Source organism: Paraburkholderia sp. 31.1 (assembly GCF_014397645.1).
Lineage (GTDB): Bacteria > Pseudomonadota > Gammaproteobacteria > Burkholderiales > Burkholderiaceae > Paraburkholderia > Paraburkholderia tuberum.
Genome location: NZ_VZQN01000015.1, coordinates 30,907 through 49,465, shown reverse-complemented (window position 1 = coordinate 49,465; position 18,559 = coordinate 30,907). Strand labels below are relative to the sequence as shown.

General features: G+C 61.9%; 17 protein-coding genes. 9 read left to right on the top strand and 8 right to left on the bottom strand.

Features of this window, described 5'->3' with window-relative positions; genetic code table 11:
- The first annotated feature begins 4 nt into the window (after positions 1 to 4).
- The 3 genes from F6X37_RS13705 (at position 5) to F6X37_RS13695 (ending at position 2,908) form a co-directional block, all read left to right on the top strand.
- A complete protein-coding gene (locus tag F6X37_RS13705; RefSeq protein ID WP_316251961.1) occupies positions 5 to 1,159 on the top strand; it encodes a serine hydrolase domain-containing protein in 1,155 nt (384 codons plus the stop codon).
- An 8-nt stretch (positions 1,160 to 1,167) separates the two neighbouring features.
- On the top strand, positions 1,168 to 2,025 hold the full coding sequence (locus F6X37_RS13700) for a MaoC family dehydratase N-terminal domain-containing protein (RefSeq protein ID WP_187611764.1): 858 nt from the start codon (positions 1,168 to 1,170) through the stop codon (positions 2,023 to 2,025).
- A gap of 61 nt (positions 2,026 to 2,086) precedes the next feature.
- Positions 2,087 to 2,908, top strand: coding sequence for an HpcH/HpaI aldolase/citrate lyase family protein (locus tag F6X37_RS13695; protein WP_187611677.1), 822 nt, complete (start codon positions 2,087 to 2,089; stop codon positions 2,906 to 2,908).
- Between the two features lie 74 nt (positions 2,909 to 2,982).
- Here F6X37_RS13695 and F6X37_RS13690 read toward each other — a convergent pair whose 3' ends face one another.
- Complete coding sequence (locus F6X37_RS13690; RefSeq protein WP_187611676.1) at positions 2,983 to 3,888, bottom strand: SDR family NAD(P)-dependent oxidoreductase; 906 nt, start codon at positions 3,886 to 3,888, stop codon at positions 2,983 to 2,985.
- Between the two features lie 152 nt (positions 3,889 to 4,040).
- Here F6X37_RS13690 and F6X37_RS13685 point away from each other — a divergent pair, with 152 nt between their 5' ends.
- Together F6X37_RS13685 and F6X37_RS13680 are read left to right on the top strand one after the other, a co-directional pair.
- Positions 4,041 to 5,243: a cytochrome P450 gene (locus F6X37_RS13685; RefSeq protein ID WP_187611675.1), complete on the top strand. Its 1,203-nt coding sequence runs from the start codon at positions 4,041 to 4,043 to the stop codon at positions 5,241 to 5,243.
- A 33-nt stretch (positions 5,244 to 5,276) separates the two neighbouring features.
- A complete protein-coding gene (locus F6X37_RS13680; protein ID WP_090808851.1) occupies positions 5,277 to 5,447 on the top strand; it encodes a rubredoxin in 171 nt (56 codons plus the stop codon).
- Between the two features lie 47 nt (positions 5,448 to 5,494).
- Here the strand turns inward: F6X37_RS13680 and F6X37_RS13675 are convergent, their stop codons facing one another.
- The 5 genes from F6X37_RS13675 to F6X37_RS13655 all read right to left on the bottom strand — a co-directional run bounded on the left by F6X37_RS13675 (position 5,495) and on the right by F6X37_RS13655 (position 11,101).
- The gene (locus F6X37_RS13675; RefSeq protein ID WP_187611674.1) at positions 5,495 to 6,691 is read right to left on the bottom strand and encodes an acetyl-CoA C-acetyltransferase; all 1,197 of its coding nucleotides are present in this window, start codon (positions 6,689 to 6,691) and stop codon (positions 5,495 to 5,497) included.
- A 49-nt stretch (positions 6,692 to 6,740) separates the two neighbouring features.
- Positions 6,741 to 8,033, bottom strand: a complete 1,293-nt coding sequence (locus F6X37_RS13670; protein ID WP_187611763.1) for an acetyl-CoA hydrolase/transferase family protein — start codon at positions 8,031 to 8,033, stop codon at positions 6,741 to 6,743.
- Positions 8,034 to 8,046: 13 nt separating this feature from the next.
- A complete protein-coding gene (locus F6X37_RS13665; protein ID WP_187611673.1) occupies positions 8,047 to 9,234 on the bottom strand; it encodes a CaiB/BaiF CoA transferase family protein in 1,188 nt (395 codons plus the stop codon).
- Complete coding sequence (locus tag F6X37_RS13660) at positions 9,231 to 10,217, bottom strand: NAD(P)H-dependent flavin oxidoreductase (protein ID WP_187611672.1); 987 nt, start codon at positions 10,215 to 10,217, stop codon at positions 9,231 to 9,233. Before F6X37_RS13660 ends, F6X37_RS13665 begins: the two co-directional genes overlap by 4 nt.
- Positions 10,218 to 10,324: 107 nt before the next feature.
- Entirely contained in the window at positions 10,325 to 11,101 is a 777-nt protein-coding gene (locus tag F6X37_RS13655; RefSeq protein ID WP_184050304.1) for an enoyl-CoA hydratase, read from the bottom strand.
- A gap of 217 nt (positions 11,102 to 11,318) precedes the next feature.
- Here F6X37_RS13655 and F6X37_RS13650 point away from each other — a divergent pair, with 217 nt between their 5' ends.
- Together F6X37_RS13650 and F6X37_RS13645 are read left to right on the top strand one after the other, a co-directional pair.
- On the top strand, positions 11,319 to 12,113 hold the full coding sequence (locus F6X37_RS13650; RefSeq protein WP_187611762.1) for a crotonase/enoyl-CoA hydratase family protein: 795 nt from the start codon (positions 11,319 to 11,321) through the stop codon (positions 12,111 to 12,113).
- Positions 12,114 to 12,161: 48 nt separating this feature from the next.
- Positions 12,162 to 13,403, top strand: coding sequence for a CaiB/BaiF CoA transferase family protein (locus tag F6X37_RS13645; protein WP_187611671.1), 1,242 nt, complete (start codon positions 12,162 to 12,164; stop codon positions 13,401 to 13,403).
- Positions 13,404 to 13,758: 355 nt separating this feature from the next.
- Here the strand turns inward: F6X37_RS13645 and F6X37_RS13640 are convergent, their stop codons facing one another.
- Entirely contained in the window at positions 13,759 to 14,523 is a 765-nt protein-coding gene (locus F6X37_RS13640) for an SDR family NAD(P)-dependent oxidoreductase (RefSeq protein ID WP_018425469.1), read from the bottom strand.
- A gap of 248 nt (positions 14,524 to 14,771) precedes the next feature.
- Between F6X37_RS13640 and F6X37_RS13635 the strand changes: the two genes are divergently transcribed.
- Entirely contained in the window at positions 14,772 to 15,566 is a 795-nt protein-coding gene (locus F6X37_RS13635; protein WP_187611670.1) for an IclR family transcriptional regulator, read from the top strand.
- Between the two features lie 109 nt (positions 15,567 to 15,675).
- Here F6X37_RS13635 and F6X37_RS13630 read toward each other — a convergent pair whose 3' ends face one another.
- Complete coding sequence (locus F6X37_RS13630; RefSeq protein WP_262419902.1) at positions 15,676 to 17,190, bottom strand: MFS transporter; 1,515 nt, start codon at positions 17,188 to 17,190, stop codon at positions 15,676 to 15,678.
- A 142-nt stretch (positions 17,191 to 17,332) separates the two neighbouring features.
- Between F6X37_RS13630 and F6X37_RS13625 the strand changes: the two genes are divergently transcribed.
- On the top strand, positions 17,333 to 18,529 hold the full coding sequence (locus tag F6X37_RS13625; protein ID WP_187611669.1) for an amidohydrolase family protein: 1,197 nt from the start codon (positions 17,333 to 17,335) through the stop codon (positions 18,527 to 18,529).
- Positions 18,530 to 18,559 lie beyond the last annotated feature (30 nt).

The following is an 18,559-nucleotide window of genomic DNA, read 5'->3' as shown; positions in this document are numbered from 1 at the left end:
GGTAGTGCAAGCATCAACGGAGCGCAACGCGATCGTTCAGCAGGCGCTCGACCGCGCCACGCGGGAAGGCGGTGAGGTCGGCGTGCAGGTGGCGGCCTATCTGAACGGCAAGCTGATGATCGACGCATGGAGCGGCGTGGCCGATCCGTCCACCGGCCGTCTGGTCGACGGCGAAACGCTGTTCAATGTGTATTCGGTGACGAAGGCCGTTGCAGCAACTGCGTTGCATATCCTGGCCGACCGCGGGCTCATCGAATACGACGCGCCGGTGACACGCTACTGGCCGGAGTACGGTGCCCACGGCAAGCAGAAAACGACGGTGCGCGATGTGCTGACTCATCGCGCGTGTGTGCCGCAAATGCCCGAAGGCGTCACGCCGGAACTGATGTGTGACTGGCAGTGGATGACCAGCGCCATCGCCAACCTTGAGCCGCTTGCGGAGCCGGGGACGAAGACGCTGTACCTCTCGATGACGTTCGGCTGGATCGTTGGCGAACTGGTGCGACGCGCCGATCAGAAGAAGCGCTCGCTGGGCCGTTTTGTCCGGGAGGAGATTGCAATGCCACTCGGCATCGACGATCTATGGATCGGCATTCCCGACGAAGTCGAACCGCGCATCGCACGTCTCACCGATGCAATGGTGCCGGTTTCCGCGGAATACCTGCCGCCGCTGTTCCTGCGCTCGATGCCGCAACAGGTCGCATTGGCGCCGCAAGTGTTCGAGCGTCCGGACGTGCGGCGCGCGGAAGTGGCGGGCGTTGGCGGGATCTTCAACGCGCGCAGCGAGGCGCGCTTCTGGGCAATGCTGGCATGCGGCGGCGAGTTGGACGGCGTGAGGATACTCTCCAAGGAGCTCGTCGCCACGCTGAACACTCCACGCGCCAATAGCGAGGAGCCCGACCCGGTGATGTTCGGCTTTCCGATTCCAATCACGATCGGTGGCTTCTGGTTCGGCGGCAACCATCCGCCGGTGACGGCGGCACGCTCGCCGCGCGCTTTGTGCCATCCGGGGCAGGGCAATTCGATCGGCTGGGCGGACCCGGATACCGGGCTCGCCGTCGCGATCTGTCATAACAAGCTGTTCAACCCGGCCACGCCGGAAGAAGATCCGCTGCTTCCGATCGCTGCGGCGATTCGCGACGCACTGGATCTGAAGTGATTGGCACGATGCGCATGGATATCGAGTATTTGCAGCAATGGACTGGGCGCACTGAGGAAGTGCGGGACCAGGTCACCTCCACGCCGATGGCGGCTCTCAGCGCCATGCTTGACCACGATGACGCGCTTTCAGCACGTGGCGATGACTTGCCGCCGTTGTGGCACTGGCTTTATTTTCTGCCGGTTCATCGCCAGTCGATGGTGGGGGCGGACGGTCATCCGAAACGCGGCGGCTTTCTGCCGCCGGTCGATTTGCCTCGCCGCATGTGGGCGGGCAGTCAACTCGAGTTTCTACGGCCGCTGAAAGCAGGGAGTGCGATCACGCGTCTTTCATGCATCGAGAGTGTTACGCACAAGCATGGACGTACCGGCGATCTCGTGTTCGTGAAGGTCAAGCACGAGGTCAGCGACGCTGCTGGCCTTGCGATCGTCGAACGCCTGGATATCGTGTATCGCGATCATCCGGCCGCCAGCGAAAAGCCTGCAGCATTCCAGGCCGCGCCCATCGGCGCTCAATGGGCACGCGAGGTCAATCCCGATCCGGTGCTGCTGTTTCGCTACTCAGCGCTTACGTTGAACGGTCATCGCATTCACTACGATCGGCCTTACGCGATCGGCGCAGAGGGATACGAGGGACTCGTCGTGCATGGCCCGCTGCTCGCCACGCTACTGATGGACTCGCTCGGATCGGAGCTGCCGCGCGCGCGCGTCGGAGCGTTTTCGTTCCGCGCGATCAAACCGGTGGTGGACACTTCGCCTTTCTACGTTTGCGGAAAGCAACACGAATCGGACCAAAGCAAGGTGCGCTTGTGGATCGCCGGCAGCGACGGATCGTTGCGCATGGAAGCCACGGCTATTCTGGTCTGATCGTCGAGCCGGTCCGCTGGCGGGGTCGCCATAGCCGGACCTGACGCTGAATGGGAGACTTATGCGTTCGTTTCTTTTTGTGCCGGGCAGCAAGCCTGAACGATTCGCCAAGGCGCTCGCGGCAGGCGCCGATGCGGTGATCGTGGACCTCGAGGACGCTGTTGCAGATGCGGACAAAGCGTCGGCGCGTGCATATGTTGCCGACGCGGTACGTACATTTTCGGCATCGGCGGTTCGCGTACTGTTGCGCATCAATGGAGCGGGTACGCAGTGGTTCCAGCAGGACCTTTCGCTCGCAGCGTTCGATGGTATCGATGGCGTGGTGTTGCCAAAGGCAGAGAATCCGGCTGCTTTGACCGCTGTCGCGGCGGCAACGGCGAAACCCATATTGCCGATCATCGAATCTGCCGAGGGCGTCTGGAACGCACTGGACGTGGCGCGCACGCCCGGCGTCGAGCGACTCATATTCGGCTCGGTTGACTTCGAGCTCGATCTGGATTGTGACGGTTCATGGGACGCGTTGCTGCTCGCGCGTTCGCGAATTGTGCTGGCCTCCCGCGTAGCGGGCATTCAGTCTCCCGTAGATGGCGTTAGCGTGGCAATCGATGACGAACGACTGCTCGCGCACGACTCGTCGAAGGCGCGATCGCTGGGCTTTGGCGGGAAGCTATGTATTCATCCGCGCCAGGTTGCAGCGGTCAATGCGGCGTTCAGCCCGAGTGCGAATGAAATTGCCAAGGCGCGGCGAATCGTCGACGCGTATGAGCGGGCAGAAGGCGGGGCGGTGTCCGTAGATGGACGGATGGTGGACTTGCCGGTATTGCTCAAGGCGAGACGCATCGTTGGCTTGTCTGAAAGCGTGCGAGGTTCAGAGGAAGGGTGAGTGGTGTGGCGGGTGAGCGCCGCACCGCCCGCGCAACCACCGCATCATGTGGCGCAGGCGTGACACGGTATCGCTTACACCGGATCCCAGGGCGTGAGCGCCATGGACGGCACGTTCGGGAAGAAGCTCGATTCGAACGCCGGCATGACCTGCTCGGCAATCGCTTCGGGCGTCCAGCCGCCGTCGCGATGCAGCGAGCGGATCATGCGGATCTGGTTGAAGAAGTAGATCTCGTTGGCGCGCACGCCGAAGATCTGACCCGAAACCTTTGCGGCTTGGTCGGACGCAAGGTAGACCGCGAGCGGCGCGATCTTGCGCGATTCCATGCGCTTGAGAATTTCGACGCGTGCTTTTTGCTCAGGCGTCTCCGAGGGGATCGAGGCCGTCATCGCGGTCCATGCCCATGGTGCGATGCAGTTCGAGCGCACGTTGAATTTCGCCATGTCGAGGGCAATCGACTTCGACAGACCGACGACCCCCATTTTGGCGGCGGAGTAGTTGGCCTGTCCGATGTTGCCGATCAGACCCGAGGTGGAGGTCATGTGAACGAAGCTGCCGCCGTTTTGTGCCTTGAAATGCGGAGCCGCCGCGCGTGCCACGAAAAACGACCCGTTCAGATGCACGTCGACTACGGCCTTCCACTCGTCGAGGCTCATGTTGAAGAACATGCGGTCACGCACGATGCCGGCGTTGTTGACCACACAGTCGACGCGGCCGAACGTGTCCAGCGCGGCCTGCACGATCTTCTGCGCGCAATCCCATTCGGCGACGCTATCCGTCGAGGCAAGCGCTTGCCCGCCGGCCTCCTTGATTTCTTCGACGACGCGCTCTGCGGCGAACTGGCCGGATTCGGCGTTGCGACCCAGGTCGTTGACGATGACCTTTGCGCCGTTCGCCGCGAATTGCAACGCAAAATCGCGCCCGATGCCGGCACCCGCACCCGTTACCACTACCACCTTGTCCTTGACGAAATCGCTCACTCTTGTCTCCGTTCGATAGGCGTTGATGTAAAAAAGCTCGCTTCGGTATAATATCAAAACTGAACGGCGTTGCATAATATGAACGCTAGCACGTTGATGCAAAGTGTGACGACTCATCCATTCGAAGACGACCAAATGATAGGAGACGCGAGATGAACCCTACGAAAGACTGGACCGTGCCGGACCATGTTCCGCGAGAACTCGTGGTCGATTTCGACTATATGAATCCGCCAGGCGTGCAAGACGATGTTCATATGGCGTGGAAGACGCTGCACACCGGGCCCGATATCGTCTGGTCCCCGTATCATGGCGGCCACTGGATCGCCACGCGCGGCGAAGACATCGAGTCGATGCAGAAGGACCACACCCGTTTTTCGCATCGCAGTGTCAACATCCCGCCGCTCAACGAGACGCAGCTCGTGCCGCTCGAGCTTGACCCGCCCGAACATACCGCGTACCGCAACCTGATCACGCCCGCTTTCCTGCCGCAAGCTATCTCCTCGCTGGAAAGCGACGTGCGCAGCCTCGCAATCGAGCTGATGGAAGAAATCGCTCCACGCGGCGAATGCGAGTTCGTCTCGGAGTTCGCGAAGATCCTGCCGATCGTGATTTTCCTGCGTCTTGCCGATCTTCCGTTGAGCGATCGAGGACAATTGCTCGAATGGGCGGAATGGGCCGTGCGCGGCAACGTCGAGCAGCGCAACGAATCCCAGCACCGGCTGATTGGCTATATCTCCACCTGGGTGGAGAAGCGCAAGGCAGAGGCGGGCGGCGATCTCGTCAGCCTCATCGTCAACGCGCAGATCGACGGCAAGCCGATCAGCCCCGAGCGGATGTTCGGGATGTTTATCGTCGTGCTGTTTGGCGGCCTCGATACCGTCGCGTCGATGATGGGTTTCATCGCGCGCTTTCTGGCGGAGAATCCGGCGCACCGGAGGCAACTGATCGAGAATCCCGATCTGATGGTGTCGTCGGTCGACGAACTGATCCGGCGCTTTGGCGTGGCGAACACCGCGCGGCTCATCACGCAGGACATGGAATACAAGGGCATCCAGTTCAGGAAGGGTGACCAGATTCAATTGCCGAACTCCCTGTTTGGCCTCGACGAGCGCAAGTTCAGCGATCCGCTCGCCGTCGATCTGACGCGCAAGCCGGTGCTGCACGCCGCGTTCGGCAACGGCCCGCATCGCTGCCCGGGGTCGTTCCTTGCGCGTACGGAGATCAAGGTTTTCCTCCAGGAGTGGCTCAAACGCATTCCCGATTTTCGCATTCGCGAGGGCGACAAGCCCCGATGCGGCTCGGGCTCCGTCAACGGCATGCTCTATCTGCCGCTCGTCTGGGACGTAGCGCCCTGAAGTATCCCCACCCTCAACGACTCATCGACGATCATGAAAAAGTGGCAATGCATTTTTTGCGGTTTTTACTACGACGAAGCAGCGGGACTTCCCGCGGAGGGCATCGCGCCTGGCACTCGCTGGGAAGACATCCCGGATGACTGGGCATGCCCCGAGTGCGGTGCGACCAAGGCCGACTTCGTGATGTTCGAAGTGGAGGCCTGAGCGCGGGCGCGCGCACGGCGCAAGGCCGTGCGCTTCATCGCTCAGGATCAGGCGCGCTCGAACACGGCGGCAATACCCTGGCCACCGCCGATGCACATGGTCTCGAGTGCATAACGTCCTTTCCGGCGCGTCAACTCGTGCAACAGCGTTGTCATGATGCGCACGCCCGTTGCGCCAATCGGATGGCCCAGCGATATGCCAGAGCCGTTCACGTTGAGCCGGTCGGTATCGTGCCAATTCCAGCCTTTGAGGACTGCCAGCACCTGACACGCGAATGCTTCGTTTACTTCGACAAGATCCATCTGCTCGAGCGTAAGCCCGATGCGCGTCATCAGCTTCTGCACTGAGGGCACGGGCCCAATGCCCATGCGTGATGGCTCGCATCCGGCTGCGGCCCAGCCGGTCAGCCAGGCCATGGGTTCGAGTCCGAGCGCTTCGAGGCGGTCTTCCGCGACGACGAGGCAAGCGGCAGCGGCATCGTTTTGCTGGCTGGAGTTGCCTGCGGTGACTGTGCCGCCCGGCATCAACGCGCGAAGCTTGCCGAGGCTTTCCATGCTGGCGTCGGCGCGGAATCCTTCATCTTTGGAAAACAGAAGCGGCTGGCCTTTTTTCTGAGGAACGCTGACCGCCACGACCTCTTCGGCCATATGGCCGGACTCCCATGCGGCGGCCGCGCGCTGATGGCTGCGCAGCGCGAACTCGTCGGCGGCCTCGCGGCTGATGCCATAGTCGGTGGCCAGATTTTCCGCGGTCTCGATCATGCCGGAGATAAAGCCGAAGCGCGATTCCGGCTGTGAGCGCTCGCGGCCCCGCGCGAGCCGGTCGTGAAACTGGACGGAGCCCGACCGTGCGCCCCAGCGCATGTCCGTGCTGTAGTACTCGATATTGCTCATGCTTTCCACGCCGCCGGCCAACACCACGTCGGCGGCGCCGGTCTGCACCATCATCGCGGCGGTGACGAGCGCCTGCAGGCCGCCGCCGCAACGTCGATCAAGCTGCATGCCCGGCACCTCCACGGGCAGGCCCGCCTGCAGCGCAATCCAGCGGCCCACGCAAGGTGTTTCGCTGTTCGCGTACGCTTGCGCGAAGACGACGTCGTCAATGCGAGCGGGTTCGAGTCCTGCGCGCCGGATCGTTTCATTCGCGACGAGCGCGCCGAGATCTTCGACGCAAACGCCGCGCAGGCTACCGCCAAAGGTGCCGACGGGCGTTCGTACAGGGGAGACAATTGCCGCGCGTTTCATCGGACGTTTCCTCGCAAGGTTTGAAGTTCTGATTCGGGTGCGGTTGCAATCAGCCGACGAGCGTCGCGCTTCTTAAGCGATTGGAAGGCGGGACGCCCGCCATCTGATCGAGAGCGCTGCGATGGTCCGGATGGGCGATTGCCAGCATGCGTTCGCGCCTTTGGCGCAGCGTCAGGCCGCGCAGATCGGCCACGCCGTATTCGGTCACCACGATGGCGGCGTCGCTGCGCGGCGTGCTGACCGGTCCGTTCAACGACGCGACGATGCGGGTCGCGCCCTTGCCCGCTGTGGAAGGCAATGCGATGACAGGAACGCCGCCACGCGAGCGCCGCGCGCCGCGCAGGAAATCCAGTGCGCCGCCCACCGCGCCCACATACACGCCACCGGCAATTTCGGCGTTGATCTGGCCACTCAGATCGACCTCGACCGCCGAGTTGATGGCGACGAAGCGGTCGATGCTTGCGAGCACGTTCGGATCGTGCGTGTAGCGGGTCGAACGAAACTGCACGGCGTCGTTTCGATGCGCGAACTCGTGTATGCGGCGACCCCCCATCATCACGCCAGCAATGGTCTTGCCCGTGTCGATGGTCTTGCGCGCATTGTTGATCACGCCGCTTTCCATCAGATCGGCGACTTTGTCCCCGATCGTGCCGGAATGGATCCCAAGGTCTCGCCGATCGCCGAGGCAGGCGAGGATCGCTTCTGGAATCGCGCCGAGGCCGAGTTGAATGGTGGCGCCGTCTTCGATCAAAGCGGCCGTGTGCCGTGCAATCGCCAGCTCCGTCGGGCCGACGGCGCTGGGCGAACTCTCGGGCAAAGCGCGCGACGTCGGGACAATGAAGTCGATGTCGTCGTCGCGAAGATATCGCTCGCCGTAAGTCCAGGGTGCGTGTTCGTTGACTTCCGCAATGATGACGCGCGCGCGCTCGAGCGCCGGGATCAGATACTCATGCGCGACGGACAAGCTGTAGCGGTCGTGCGCATCGGGTGGCGCCAACTGCAGCAGCAGGACGTCGATCGATAGCTGACCCGACTCCATCATCTCTGGCAACTGCGAATAATGGCAGGGCAGGATATCAAGCGCGCCAGCCTTGGCCAGTGCGCGGTTGGAGCCGCTCCCGCAGTACGAAACGAAATCGATGCAGTCCGCGTGCTCAGGCCGGCACGTGTCGTAGTTGCCGGCGCCGAGAAAGACCCGGAACGCGCCGATGCTGTGCCGCTGCTGAAGTAGAGTGCGCGTGAGCGCAAGGGGCTCTGCGTTCGATTGGCCCCATGCGACGGTATCGCCGGGGCGGATGATGGACGCGAAATCGACGGCGTCCGCCTTTAGCTGTAAGGGCATGGTGTTGTTTGCGTCAGGTGGCGGGTTGCGCAAGGGCCTGGGCTTCGTCGTGCTGCCCACGTACTGCGCCTGTCGCGACGAGTTCCGCAATCCGTTCGTCGCTGTAGCCGATGCTCCGCAGCACGAGTTCTGTGTGCTCGCCAAGGCGTGGAACGGCGAGCGGTGGCGACCCAGGCTCCAAACGGAAGCGAATCGGGCTTGCAACGTGGTTGCGTCCGGACGGATCCGTCTGGACCATCCCGCGCTCGTGCGCATGCGGATGGTCGAGCGCTTCGGCGAGCGAGAGCACCGGCGCCGCACTGATGTTTCGGCCTTCGAACCAGCAGAGCCATTCATCGAGTGTGCGAGTCAGGAAGATTTGCGTCAGGCACGCCCGGACGCGTATCTGGCCTTCACCGGCTGGGCCGATCGCGTCGGCGACGAGGTCCGGACGGCCGAGTGGTGTCAGCAGGTTGGTTGCAAAGCTGTGTTCCCGGCCGCCAAGGCAGAGCCACTTCGAATCGGCGGTCTCATAGGTGTCGAGCAACGCGAGCCCGCTGTCGCCTTCAGTCGGCCCTCGCAATTGGCTGTCCGGCGCGTTGAGCAAGCGGCCGCTCAGATACGGCTGCGAGGTGAGCGCCGCATCGAAAAGCGCCATGTCGATGTAGTCGCCGCGCCCCGTTTCCCGCGCGCGCAGCAGCGCCATCAACACGGCGGACAACGCCGTCAATGAACCGGCGAGCGCGGCGAGCGACGGCCCCGTGGCAATTGGGATTCCCCGGCCATCGCGCGGCAGCGTGCCTGCAAGCGATTGAACTACCGGATCGTGTGCGGGCAATTGAGAGAGCGGGCCGGTTTGGCCGAATGCGGTAATCGCACAATAAACGACTCCCGGGTTCGTCCGGCTGATCGTGTCGTAGTCGATGCCGAGCCGAGCGGCCACGCCCGGCCTCGACGATTCGATCACGACGTCGGCCTCGTTCATCAGCTTGAGCGCGACCTCGCGTGCGTCCGGATGTTTCAGATCGAGCGCGATGCTGCGCTTGCCGCGGTTGATCGCGGCGAAGAACGCGCCGTCGGTGCAGGGTGCGCCGCGGGTGGGGTCGCCGGTGACCGGTTCGATCTTGACGACGTGCGCGCCGTGATCGGCGAGGTTGGCGGCGAGGAACGGACCCGGCATGAATTGCGACAGATCCACGACGCGAAGGCCGGTCAGTTTCATGCCAGAGCAGCGCTGAAGCCGAGCTGGCGTTGCGCAATCGCGGCGGCTTCCTTCACGATGCGACCGATCAATTCCGCACAGGTCGGCAAGTCGTGAATGAGACCGGTCACGATACCGGCGGGGAAGGCGCCGCCTTCCACTTCTCCTGTCACGAATGCGTCCATCCAGCGCTGTGCTCCGGTCAGCGCGTAGAGGTCCGAGCGCGTCACGTTGCCGGCGCGCTCGAGTTCGAGCGCGGCGAGACTCACGCTGTTCCTGACCACCCGGCTTGAATCGCCGATCGAGCGGCCAACCAGCACCGTATCGCGCTCGCTCGCTTCCAGTAGCCGTTGCTTGATCGCAGGGTGGACGGGGGACTCCTGCGTGAGCATGAATCGGGTTCCCATGTTGATGCCGTCCGCGCCGAGTGCGAGAGCCGCCATCAGCCCGCGCCCATCGGCAAAGCCGCCGGACGCGAGAATCGGCACCTTCAGCTTGTCGGCGGCAGCGGGAATCAGGATCAGTCCAGGGATGTCGTCTTCGCCAGGGTGCCCCGCGCATTCGAACCCGTCGATGCTGACGGCGTCCGCGCCGAGCGATTCGGCCTTCACTGCGTGGCGAACCGTCACACACTTGTGCACGACCTTGACGCCCTGCGCCTTGAACTCGGCGATGTATTTCGCCGGATTGCTGCCTGCTGTCTCGACGACCTGGACGCCTTGAGACACGATCGTGCGCACATACGCGTCATAGTCGAGACCGACATTGGCGCCGAGAACGGTCAGGTTGACTCCAAAGGGCTTGTCGGTGAGCGAACGCACCCTGTCGATTTCGCGCCCGAGTGCATCGGCGCTTGCATGGGTGTGCGCGGAGATGAAGCCTAGACCGCCCGCATTGGCCACGGCCGCCGCCAGTTCGGCCCGCGCCACCCAGCGCATGCCGCCTTGAATGATGGGATATTGAATGCCGAGTAATTCAGTAATGCGATTGACATACGGTTTCATCGCGCGCCTGTAGCCTAGATAGGAAGTATGGGTGCCAGAGAAATGCGCGTGACGCGCGTAACCTGGCGGGCTTTGTTCGCCACGACAGCGTGGCGCTTTTTAGCCATTCAACAATCGCGAAACTGGGGTTTGCGCTTTTCGGCGAAGGCTGCCATGCCTTCCTTTCGATCTTCTGTGGCGAAGGTCGAATACGCCATACGCCGCTCGAACAGGATGCCTTCTGCCAGGCTCGATTCGTAGGCGCGGTTGACGCACTCCTTGGCCATCGCTACGACGGGTTGCGAGTATCGCGCGATCTCGTCGGCCGTTTTCAGCGCTTCCTCGACGAGCGTGTCGGCGGGCACGATGCGGCTCACGAGGCCGCATCGTTCGGCTTCAATGGCGTCCATCCTGCGGCCGGTGAGGATCATTTCCATCGCCTTCGATTTGCCGAGCGCGCGCGTAAGGCGCTGCGTGCCGCCAGCGCCGGGAATGGTCGCGAGCGTGATTTCGGGCAGGGCGAAACGTGCGTTGTCGGCGGCGAGAATGAAGTCGCACATCATGGCCAGTTCGCAGCCTCCGCCTAACGCAAGACCCGCGACCGCGGCGATGACCGGCTTGCGGCAACGCGACGTGCGTTCCCAGTTCGACGTGATGAACTGATTCTTGTACACGTCCATGTACGTCCATTCGTTCATCATCTTGATGTCGGCGCCGGCGGCGAACGCCTTTTCGCTACCGGTCATCACGATGGCGCCGATGGCAGGGTCGGTTTCGAGGTCGTCGAGTGCCGCCGTCAGCTCATCCATCAGCTGGTTGTTCAGTGCGTTGTAGGCTTGCGGACGGTTCAACCTGATCAAGCCGGTTTTCCCGTGCGTTTCGACGATGATCGTCTCGTAGGCCATGGTTCTTCCTTGAACGAATGAGGGTGAACACCTAGACCCGGATGGGGCCTGCTCGCCGATGATTTGCGTGTCTGTGGTGCGCCGCACGGCAGCGTCAGAGCGTATCGTGCGTTGCCAATTTTGTGAACGACGTTTATGATTCTGAATGTGCGACCCAGCTTTGTCAATTGAGCGGAGGTCAGAATTGCTAACGGAAAACACCGCGAGGAGACACTGCATGACCACTCGTCACGAGGACGGACAGATTCGCGTTGAGCAGCGTGGGAACCTGCTCTTGATGGGCATTGACCGGCCGGAAAAGCGCAATGGTTTCACGCCGAAAATGTTCACCGAGCTTGCGATGGCTTACACGCAGCTCGAGAAGAGCGGCGATATTTTTTGCGGGCTGGTATACGGCGAAGGCGATCACTTTACGGCAGGGCTCGACATGCCAAAGGTCGCGCCGTTGCGCCGCGAAGGGAAACCGCTGCTTCCTGAAGGCGAGGTCGATCCGTTCAACTTGCGCGCGCCGCTGCGTACCAAGCCGGTCGTCATTGCGCTGAAGGGAATCTGCTTCACGGTCGCGGTCGAATTGATGCTCGCATCGGAAGTGGCTGTTGCGGCCGACAACTGCCGTTTCTCCCAGCTTGAAGTCAAGCGGGGGATCATGGCAGGTTGTGGTGCGACGTTTCGCATGGTGCAGCGAGCCGGCTGGGGCAACGCAATGAAGGTACTGCTTACCGGCGACGAATTCACCGCAGACGAGGCACGGCACATGAACTTCGTGCAGGATGTCGTGCCTGTGGGGCAGGAGTTCGACCGGGCGCTCGGGATCGCCGAGCGAATCGCGGCGCAGGCACCGCTAGCCGTGCAGGCCACGATGCAGAACGCGCGCGTTTCGCTGGGACAAGGCTGGCAGGATGCTTACGCGACGATTCAGTCGACCCAGCAGTTTCTCTACAACACTGAAGACGCGAAGGAAGGCGTTCAGTCCTTCATCGAAAAACGTACGGCGAAGTTCGTCGGACGCTGATGCAAGGCTTCCGGCGCAGCCGGTGTGAATTCAAGGGGACCGTTTGCTATGACAAAAGGCGCGTTGGCGGGTGTTCGCGTACTCGACCTGAGCCGCATTCTCGCGGGGCCTTGGGGGGCTCAGATGCTGGCGGATCTCGGCGCGGAGGTCATCAAGGTCGAGCGTCCCGGCAAGGGCGACGATTCGCGGCAATTCGGCCCCCCGTTCCTGATGGATCGGGAGGGAAAGGTCACGCGCGAGTCGACGTTTTTTATCAGCGCGAACCGAGGCAAGAAGTCGATCACGTGCGATATCTCCACGGCCGAAGGCCAGGCGCTGATCCGCTCGTTGGCGGCGCACTGCGACGTGTTGATCGAGAACTATAAGGTTGGCGACCTCAAGCGTTACGGGCTCGACTACGACAGCCTCAAGGTGGTCAATCCGCGCCTGATCTACTGTTCGATAACCGGGTTCGGTCAGACCGGACCGTATAGCCCGCGCCCCGGGTACGACTCGATTTTCCAGGCGATGGGTGGCCTGATGAGCGTGACCGGAAACGGCGACGACGTGCCGGGCGGCGGGCCAATGAAAACCGGGCCCAGTCTTGCGGACATCCTGTGTGGTCAGTACGCCGCTTCGGCGATCATCGCAGCGCTTTATCATCGCGACGCGGCGCAAGGCGGTACCGGGCAGGGGCAGTACATCGACCTGGCGTTGCTGGACGCGATGATTGCTGCCACATCGCACTATGCAAGCCAGTATCTCGTTTCAGGCCAGATTCCCATCCGGCGCGGTACCGAGGGCAACGGCGGTATGCCGTCCCGCATGTTCCGCTGCGCCGATCGCGACATCATGATCGTGGCGGGCAACAACGAGCAATACGCGCGGATGTGTAACGTTCTGGGGCACCCCGAGCTAGTCAGCGATCCACGATTCAGCGAGATTGCGCTGCGCGTGAAGAATCGTCGCGCGCTGGGCGAAGTGTTCGAGCCGCTGATCCTTCAATGGCAGAGCGATGAACTGCTCGCAGCGCTCGACGCCGCCGGGGTGCCGGCCGGACCGATCAACAATCTGGAGCAGGTGTTCGCAGATCCGCATGTGCAGGCACGCGCGATGTGCGTCGAAGTTGCGCACCCGCTCACGGATAAGGCGGTTCGGATGGTCGCCAACCCGGTCAAGATGTCGGGCACGCCTATCGATTCGTACGGGGCGCCGCCGATGCTCGGACAACATACCGACGACGTGCTGCGTGATGTGCTGAGTATGTCGCAGTCGGATATCGATATCCTGCGCGAAAAGAAAATTCTATAGAAAGGACAAAGCCTGCGACGCGCAACTTGCCTGGACGCGCTTTTCGTTCGACGGTTGAATGATTGCCGCATCCCGTAGCGGCCTCGTCGGTATTTTCGTATCACGCTTATGTAATCAGAGGTTCTTTGATGCACATCGGAATACCCGCGGAAACGCGGGCGCCGGCGCGAGCTATCCCGACGACGCGTACACCGCCGTGGGCGCACACGCTCTCGCGAAGTGTGTGAGAGGAGAAACGCCTGATCGCTCTTCAAGCTTCGTGGTACGCACCCGGCGGGAAGCTCACTCCTCGGATCGAGGCTCGCGATAATGCAACTGGACGTTTCATATGTTGCACCGTGTTCAAACAGACGCACTAGAGCATTGACTGTCCGCCGTCCACGCTGATAGTCTGCCCGGTTATGAAATTAGCGTCGTCACTACATAGAAATGCAACTGTTCGTCCAATATCGCGCTGAGGATCGCCGAAGCGGCCAAGCGCAATTTCAGAGAGATAGCGAGTGCGTTCCTGAGGATTGGCTTCGAGGTAGGCTTCGGCGGCAGGCGTGAGCGCTGCCGGGCAAATGACGTTGACGGTAATGCCGTAGACGCCCCATTCGCGCGCGGCAACACGCGAGAGCCCGCGAATGCCCTCCTTGGTTGCGGCGTACGCGCCGAATCCCTTGAGGCCTTCGATACCGGTGCGCGAGCCGAAGTTGATGATGGCGCCGCGGCCCTGCGACTTCATCCGCGGCAATGCGGCCTGCATGAAATACAGCGTGCCGTACAAGCCCGATTCGAGCGTGTTGCTCCAGTCATCGTCGGTAACGGATTCGAGCGGCACCCCCGGGCTGCTGCTTTGGGCATTGTTGATGAGTGCGTCCACACGTCCGAATCGCTCGACGGCCAGCTCGACCGTCCGCACGGCGTCGGCGCGATTGCGCGTGTCGCCGGGCACGACCAGCACTTGCGAACCGAGGGCGCTCAGTTCCTCAGCAGCCCGCGTGAGTTTGGCCTCCGTGCGACCAGTGAGGACCAGGCTCGCCCCCTCGGTGGCAAGCGCAAGGGCGATGCCGAGTCCAACGCCTTGGCCGCCTCCGGTCACGATGGCGACCTTTTCTGCCAGTTTTTTCGTGTACATGAGTGAATCCAGAAGTGAAGGTTGATGTTGCTGTTCGACGCGCGAGCGTATTGCGTAAATGGTCTGGAAGATGATGCTTCTGCATTTCAGATTTGCGAACGATGTTCAAATATATCTCAAGCTGTGTGAGGGAGCGCCCTGGCGTATTCCCGAATTCGGGTGGTGCAAAAGTGTGCCAAATTTTGATCGATGTAAAACTATGTGAATAGTTCACGTATAATCGATACAGTCAATTCATGGGGAAAATCATGTTGAAAGAGACCTCAGCGCCGGCGGACCGGGACGTCAGCGGGCCGCGCTCGCTGACCCGACTCCTCGGAATTTTCGATGTGCTGGCGAAGTCTCCGGACGGGATGTCGCTAGCAGAACTGAATGTCGCTCTCGAGTCACCGAAGAGCAGCCTGCTCAATCTGCTGCGACCTCTGGTGGCGGAAGGGTACTTGATGCACGACGTAGGCCGCTATCGCCTGGGGCCGTCGATCTTCCGGTTGTCGGCAGGCGTGATGGCCGCGTGGAATTTTTCGAAGATACTGCGCCCGTTCCTGGTGGATCTCTCGAAGAGCACCAATGAAACCGTGTATGTCGGTGTCCTTGACGTCGAACACAAAGAGATCACCTATGTCGACGTGATCGAGAGCGAGCAATCGGTGCGCTATTCAATGCACATCGGTTTGCGTCGCCCGCTCTATTGCACGGCTGCGGGCCGCGTGCTGCTCGCCCATGCACCGGATGCTTTCGTTACCGACTACATGAAGACGGTCAAATTCGAGCGCCGCACCCCGCAAACGATCGCAACGAAGAAGGCGTTGCGTGACGAACTCGACCACATCCTCGAAAGCGGCCTGTCGGTGAGTCGCGGTGAACTACTGCCGGATTCGGCCGGCGTGTCGTCGCCGATCTTCGGACCGAATGGCAATGTCATCGCGGCGATGGCAATTGGTGCGCCGCTCGAACGCTTCGACCGCGAACGTCACCGGCTCGAAGAGAACATGATCAGAGTCGCCCAGCGGGCGTCTGCGTTGGGTGAGGCAGAAGAGGAGTGACTCGCCAGTCGATCGGCGGCGCAGTGAAGCGGGTGCTTCAATGCGCCGCGGTCGCGGTGCGGTCGAAGAAGCGTCGTACCCGCGCGCAACGGATCGGTCGCAACGACCGTCAGTGTGTACGACGCTTCGGCAGCATGGAGGCGACCAGCAGTCCGGCGATCGAACTGCAGGCGATGTAGACGAATACCGAAACATAGCCACTATCGGCCGGAAACGATGCACCGTCGTGTCCCGCCGTCGCGCTGCGCAGCAGCGCAAATACCGCCTGGGCACCTACCGCGAAGAAACACGAGAAGAAAACGTAGAGCATGCCCGTTGCCTCGCCTGTCTGATGTGCAGGCGTCGCTTCCACGATCTGGTTGTACAGCGCCGTGCTTGCGAAGGCGAGGCCGAACGAGCACAGCACCGCACCTGGAACGAAGAGCAGCAGGCTGCGATGAAGCACGATCAGCGAGGCCCAGCCCAAGGCCAGTATGAGCATGCCAATCAAGGCAGCGGGCCGGGCCTTGTAGCGGGCCGCAACCCGGCCGCTCCATGGGCTCGCGACCAGCGCGACGATGTTGATGCTGAACATCAGTAATCCGGCTGCCGTCGCGCTCAACCCGAATCCGGCGCGCGTGCCGGCAGGTTGTTGGGCGAGCAGCGAGAAGACCTGTCCTAGTTGCATGGCGCCTGCCGCGAGGAATGCCATGCATGCATTGGCCAACACGACTTCGCGCGTCTTCAGCAGACGCACATTGATGAGCGGATGACGCGCCCCGTGTTGATGGCGTGCCCAGAGTCCGAGCACGATCATCCCGCCAGCGATCAAGCCCCACAGCCGCGGATCGCCGAGCCCCCACGTGCGGATTTGCTGCACGGCGAAGAGGATGGCGCAAAGTGCCGGAGCGAACGCGAGACCTCGAATGTAGTCGATCCGCACGCCGGGATTCGGTGGCGACGGCGGTGCCCACGCGCGTACCGCCGCGACGGCCACGACGCAAAGCGCGACTTTGAACCAGAAGCCGCCCTGCCACGAATAGTGATCCACGACAACGCCCGCGCAGATGTAGATCAGCCCCGCCGACACCATGCCTGCCGCACTGATCAACCCTACCGCGGCAGGCAGCCTGGCGGGTGGCAGATTCTCACGAACCAGTCCGATGGAGAGTGGCGTAATGCCTGCCGCGATCGATTGCATCGCACACCCCGCGACGAGCATGCCGACATCGGTCGCGCATGCGGCCACGACTGCGCCGGCCGCAGCGACCGACATCACCACGAGCAGGATGCGGCGGTAGCCCAACAGGTCGCCGAGTCGCCCGCTCACGGCGGCAAAGACGGCCGAGCCGAGCCAGTATGCGGTGACGGTCCAGCTCACGGAGTTCGATGCAGGAAAAGCCTTGTAGAGCGTGATCAGCACGGTGTAGATGACGGTGATGCCGGACGAGGCCGCTACCGCGGCAAGCAGGATCGCCATCGTGAACCCGCGCGGCGGACCCACCACGGGTTGCGCTCGGTGTGCCGGCTGGGAGAGTACTTCGGCTTGCATAAACGTCTCCGGTTGTGTGTCTTCGTTTCGATTATACTTATATACGAACGGCGTTCGTATTGATGTTTTTGGAGAGTTCGATGCCGACCGCAAGGATCGCGAGGCCACCGCCCGATATCAAATCGATATCGACGTTTTCGAGTTCGATATGAGAGTTTTTTGGTCGATGGCTTGACCCGATACTTCTCTCAAGGGCGCACGTTCTGAAGCGCTCCCCACAATCAGGAGCGAGACCATGCAAACGTATCAAGGGAAGATCTACGACGCCGACACGCACTTCTACGAAGTCGAGGACGCATTCAACCGTCATTTGCCCGAGAAGTTCAGGAAGGACTGGTCGTTTACCAGCCGTGTCACGGCAGACGGCAACCGCTGCATGTATGTGGGCGACCGGAAGGTGGAAATCAGCGAGGGCTACACATCGGCCGAGGGGCACGTTCCGCCGCCGGGCAAGCTGCATGAATGGCTGCGCGCGATGAAGGATGGCAAGGATAACGTCGATATGCGGGTGTCGCCGACGCCGGACATGTTCAACCGCGACGCGCGCCTGAAGAAGATGGACGATTTCGGTGTTGAAGCCTGCACGATGTACATCGGCGAAATGGTCGCGTGTATTTCCTACCTCAACGAGCCCGTTGCGGCAAATGCGGTGTTGCATGCGTATAACCAGTGGATGCTCGACGACTGGGGCTTCAACTACAAAGACCGCATCTACACGACGCCGGTCGTCACGCTCGACGATCTCGATGCGGCTGTCGCCGAGGCCAGGTGGCTGGTTGCGAACGGTGTGCGGGTGATCCTGATGCCGATGGGGCCGTTCAATGGCCGTGCACCTGCGGATCCGTACTTCGATCCGTTCTGGTCGGTCCTCAACGAAGCGGGCGTGCGCGTCACCTTCCATGTGTCGGAAGCGATCTACATGAAGGATCATATGGCGGTGTGGGGCGAGCCCGTGCAGCAGTCGCGCCAGCGTCAGACCGCCTTTGTCTGGATGCACGGTTACGGCGAGCGGCCGGTCATGGAAACGCTGTCGTCGTTCATCTTCTACAACTTCTTCGAGCGTTTCCCGCGGGTCAAGCTGTGCAGCGCCGAAAACGGTGCCGAATGGGTGCCTTCTCTGCTGGTCAAAATGGACAAGTGCCGGGGGATGGCGAAGAATGGCTACTGGCCGTGCGGTCAGCTGAAGAAACGCCCGAGCCAGATCTTCAAGGAAAATGTCTTCGTGGTCGCGTATCCGGAGGACGACATCGCCCAGATCATCGCTCAAACGGGATCGTCGGACTTCCTGTTGATGGGCTCCGACTATCCGCACGCGGAAGGCGTGCCCGAACCGAAGGACTTCGCGTCGGAAGCATGCAATGGGCTCCCGGAAGAAGACACGCGCAAGATCATGTACGACAACGGCCGCCGGTTCATTCCGCTGCACGTGTGATCGGCCTTGCTCCGGTCGACGGCGGCAGAC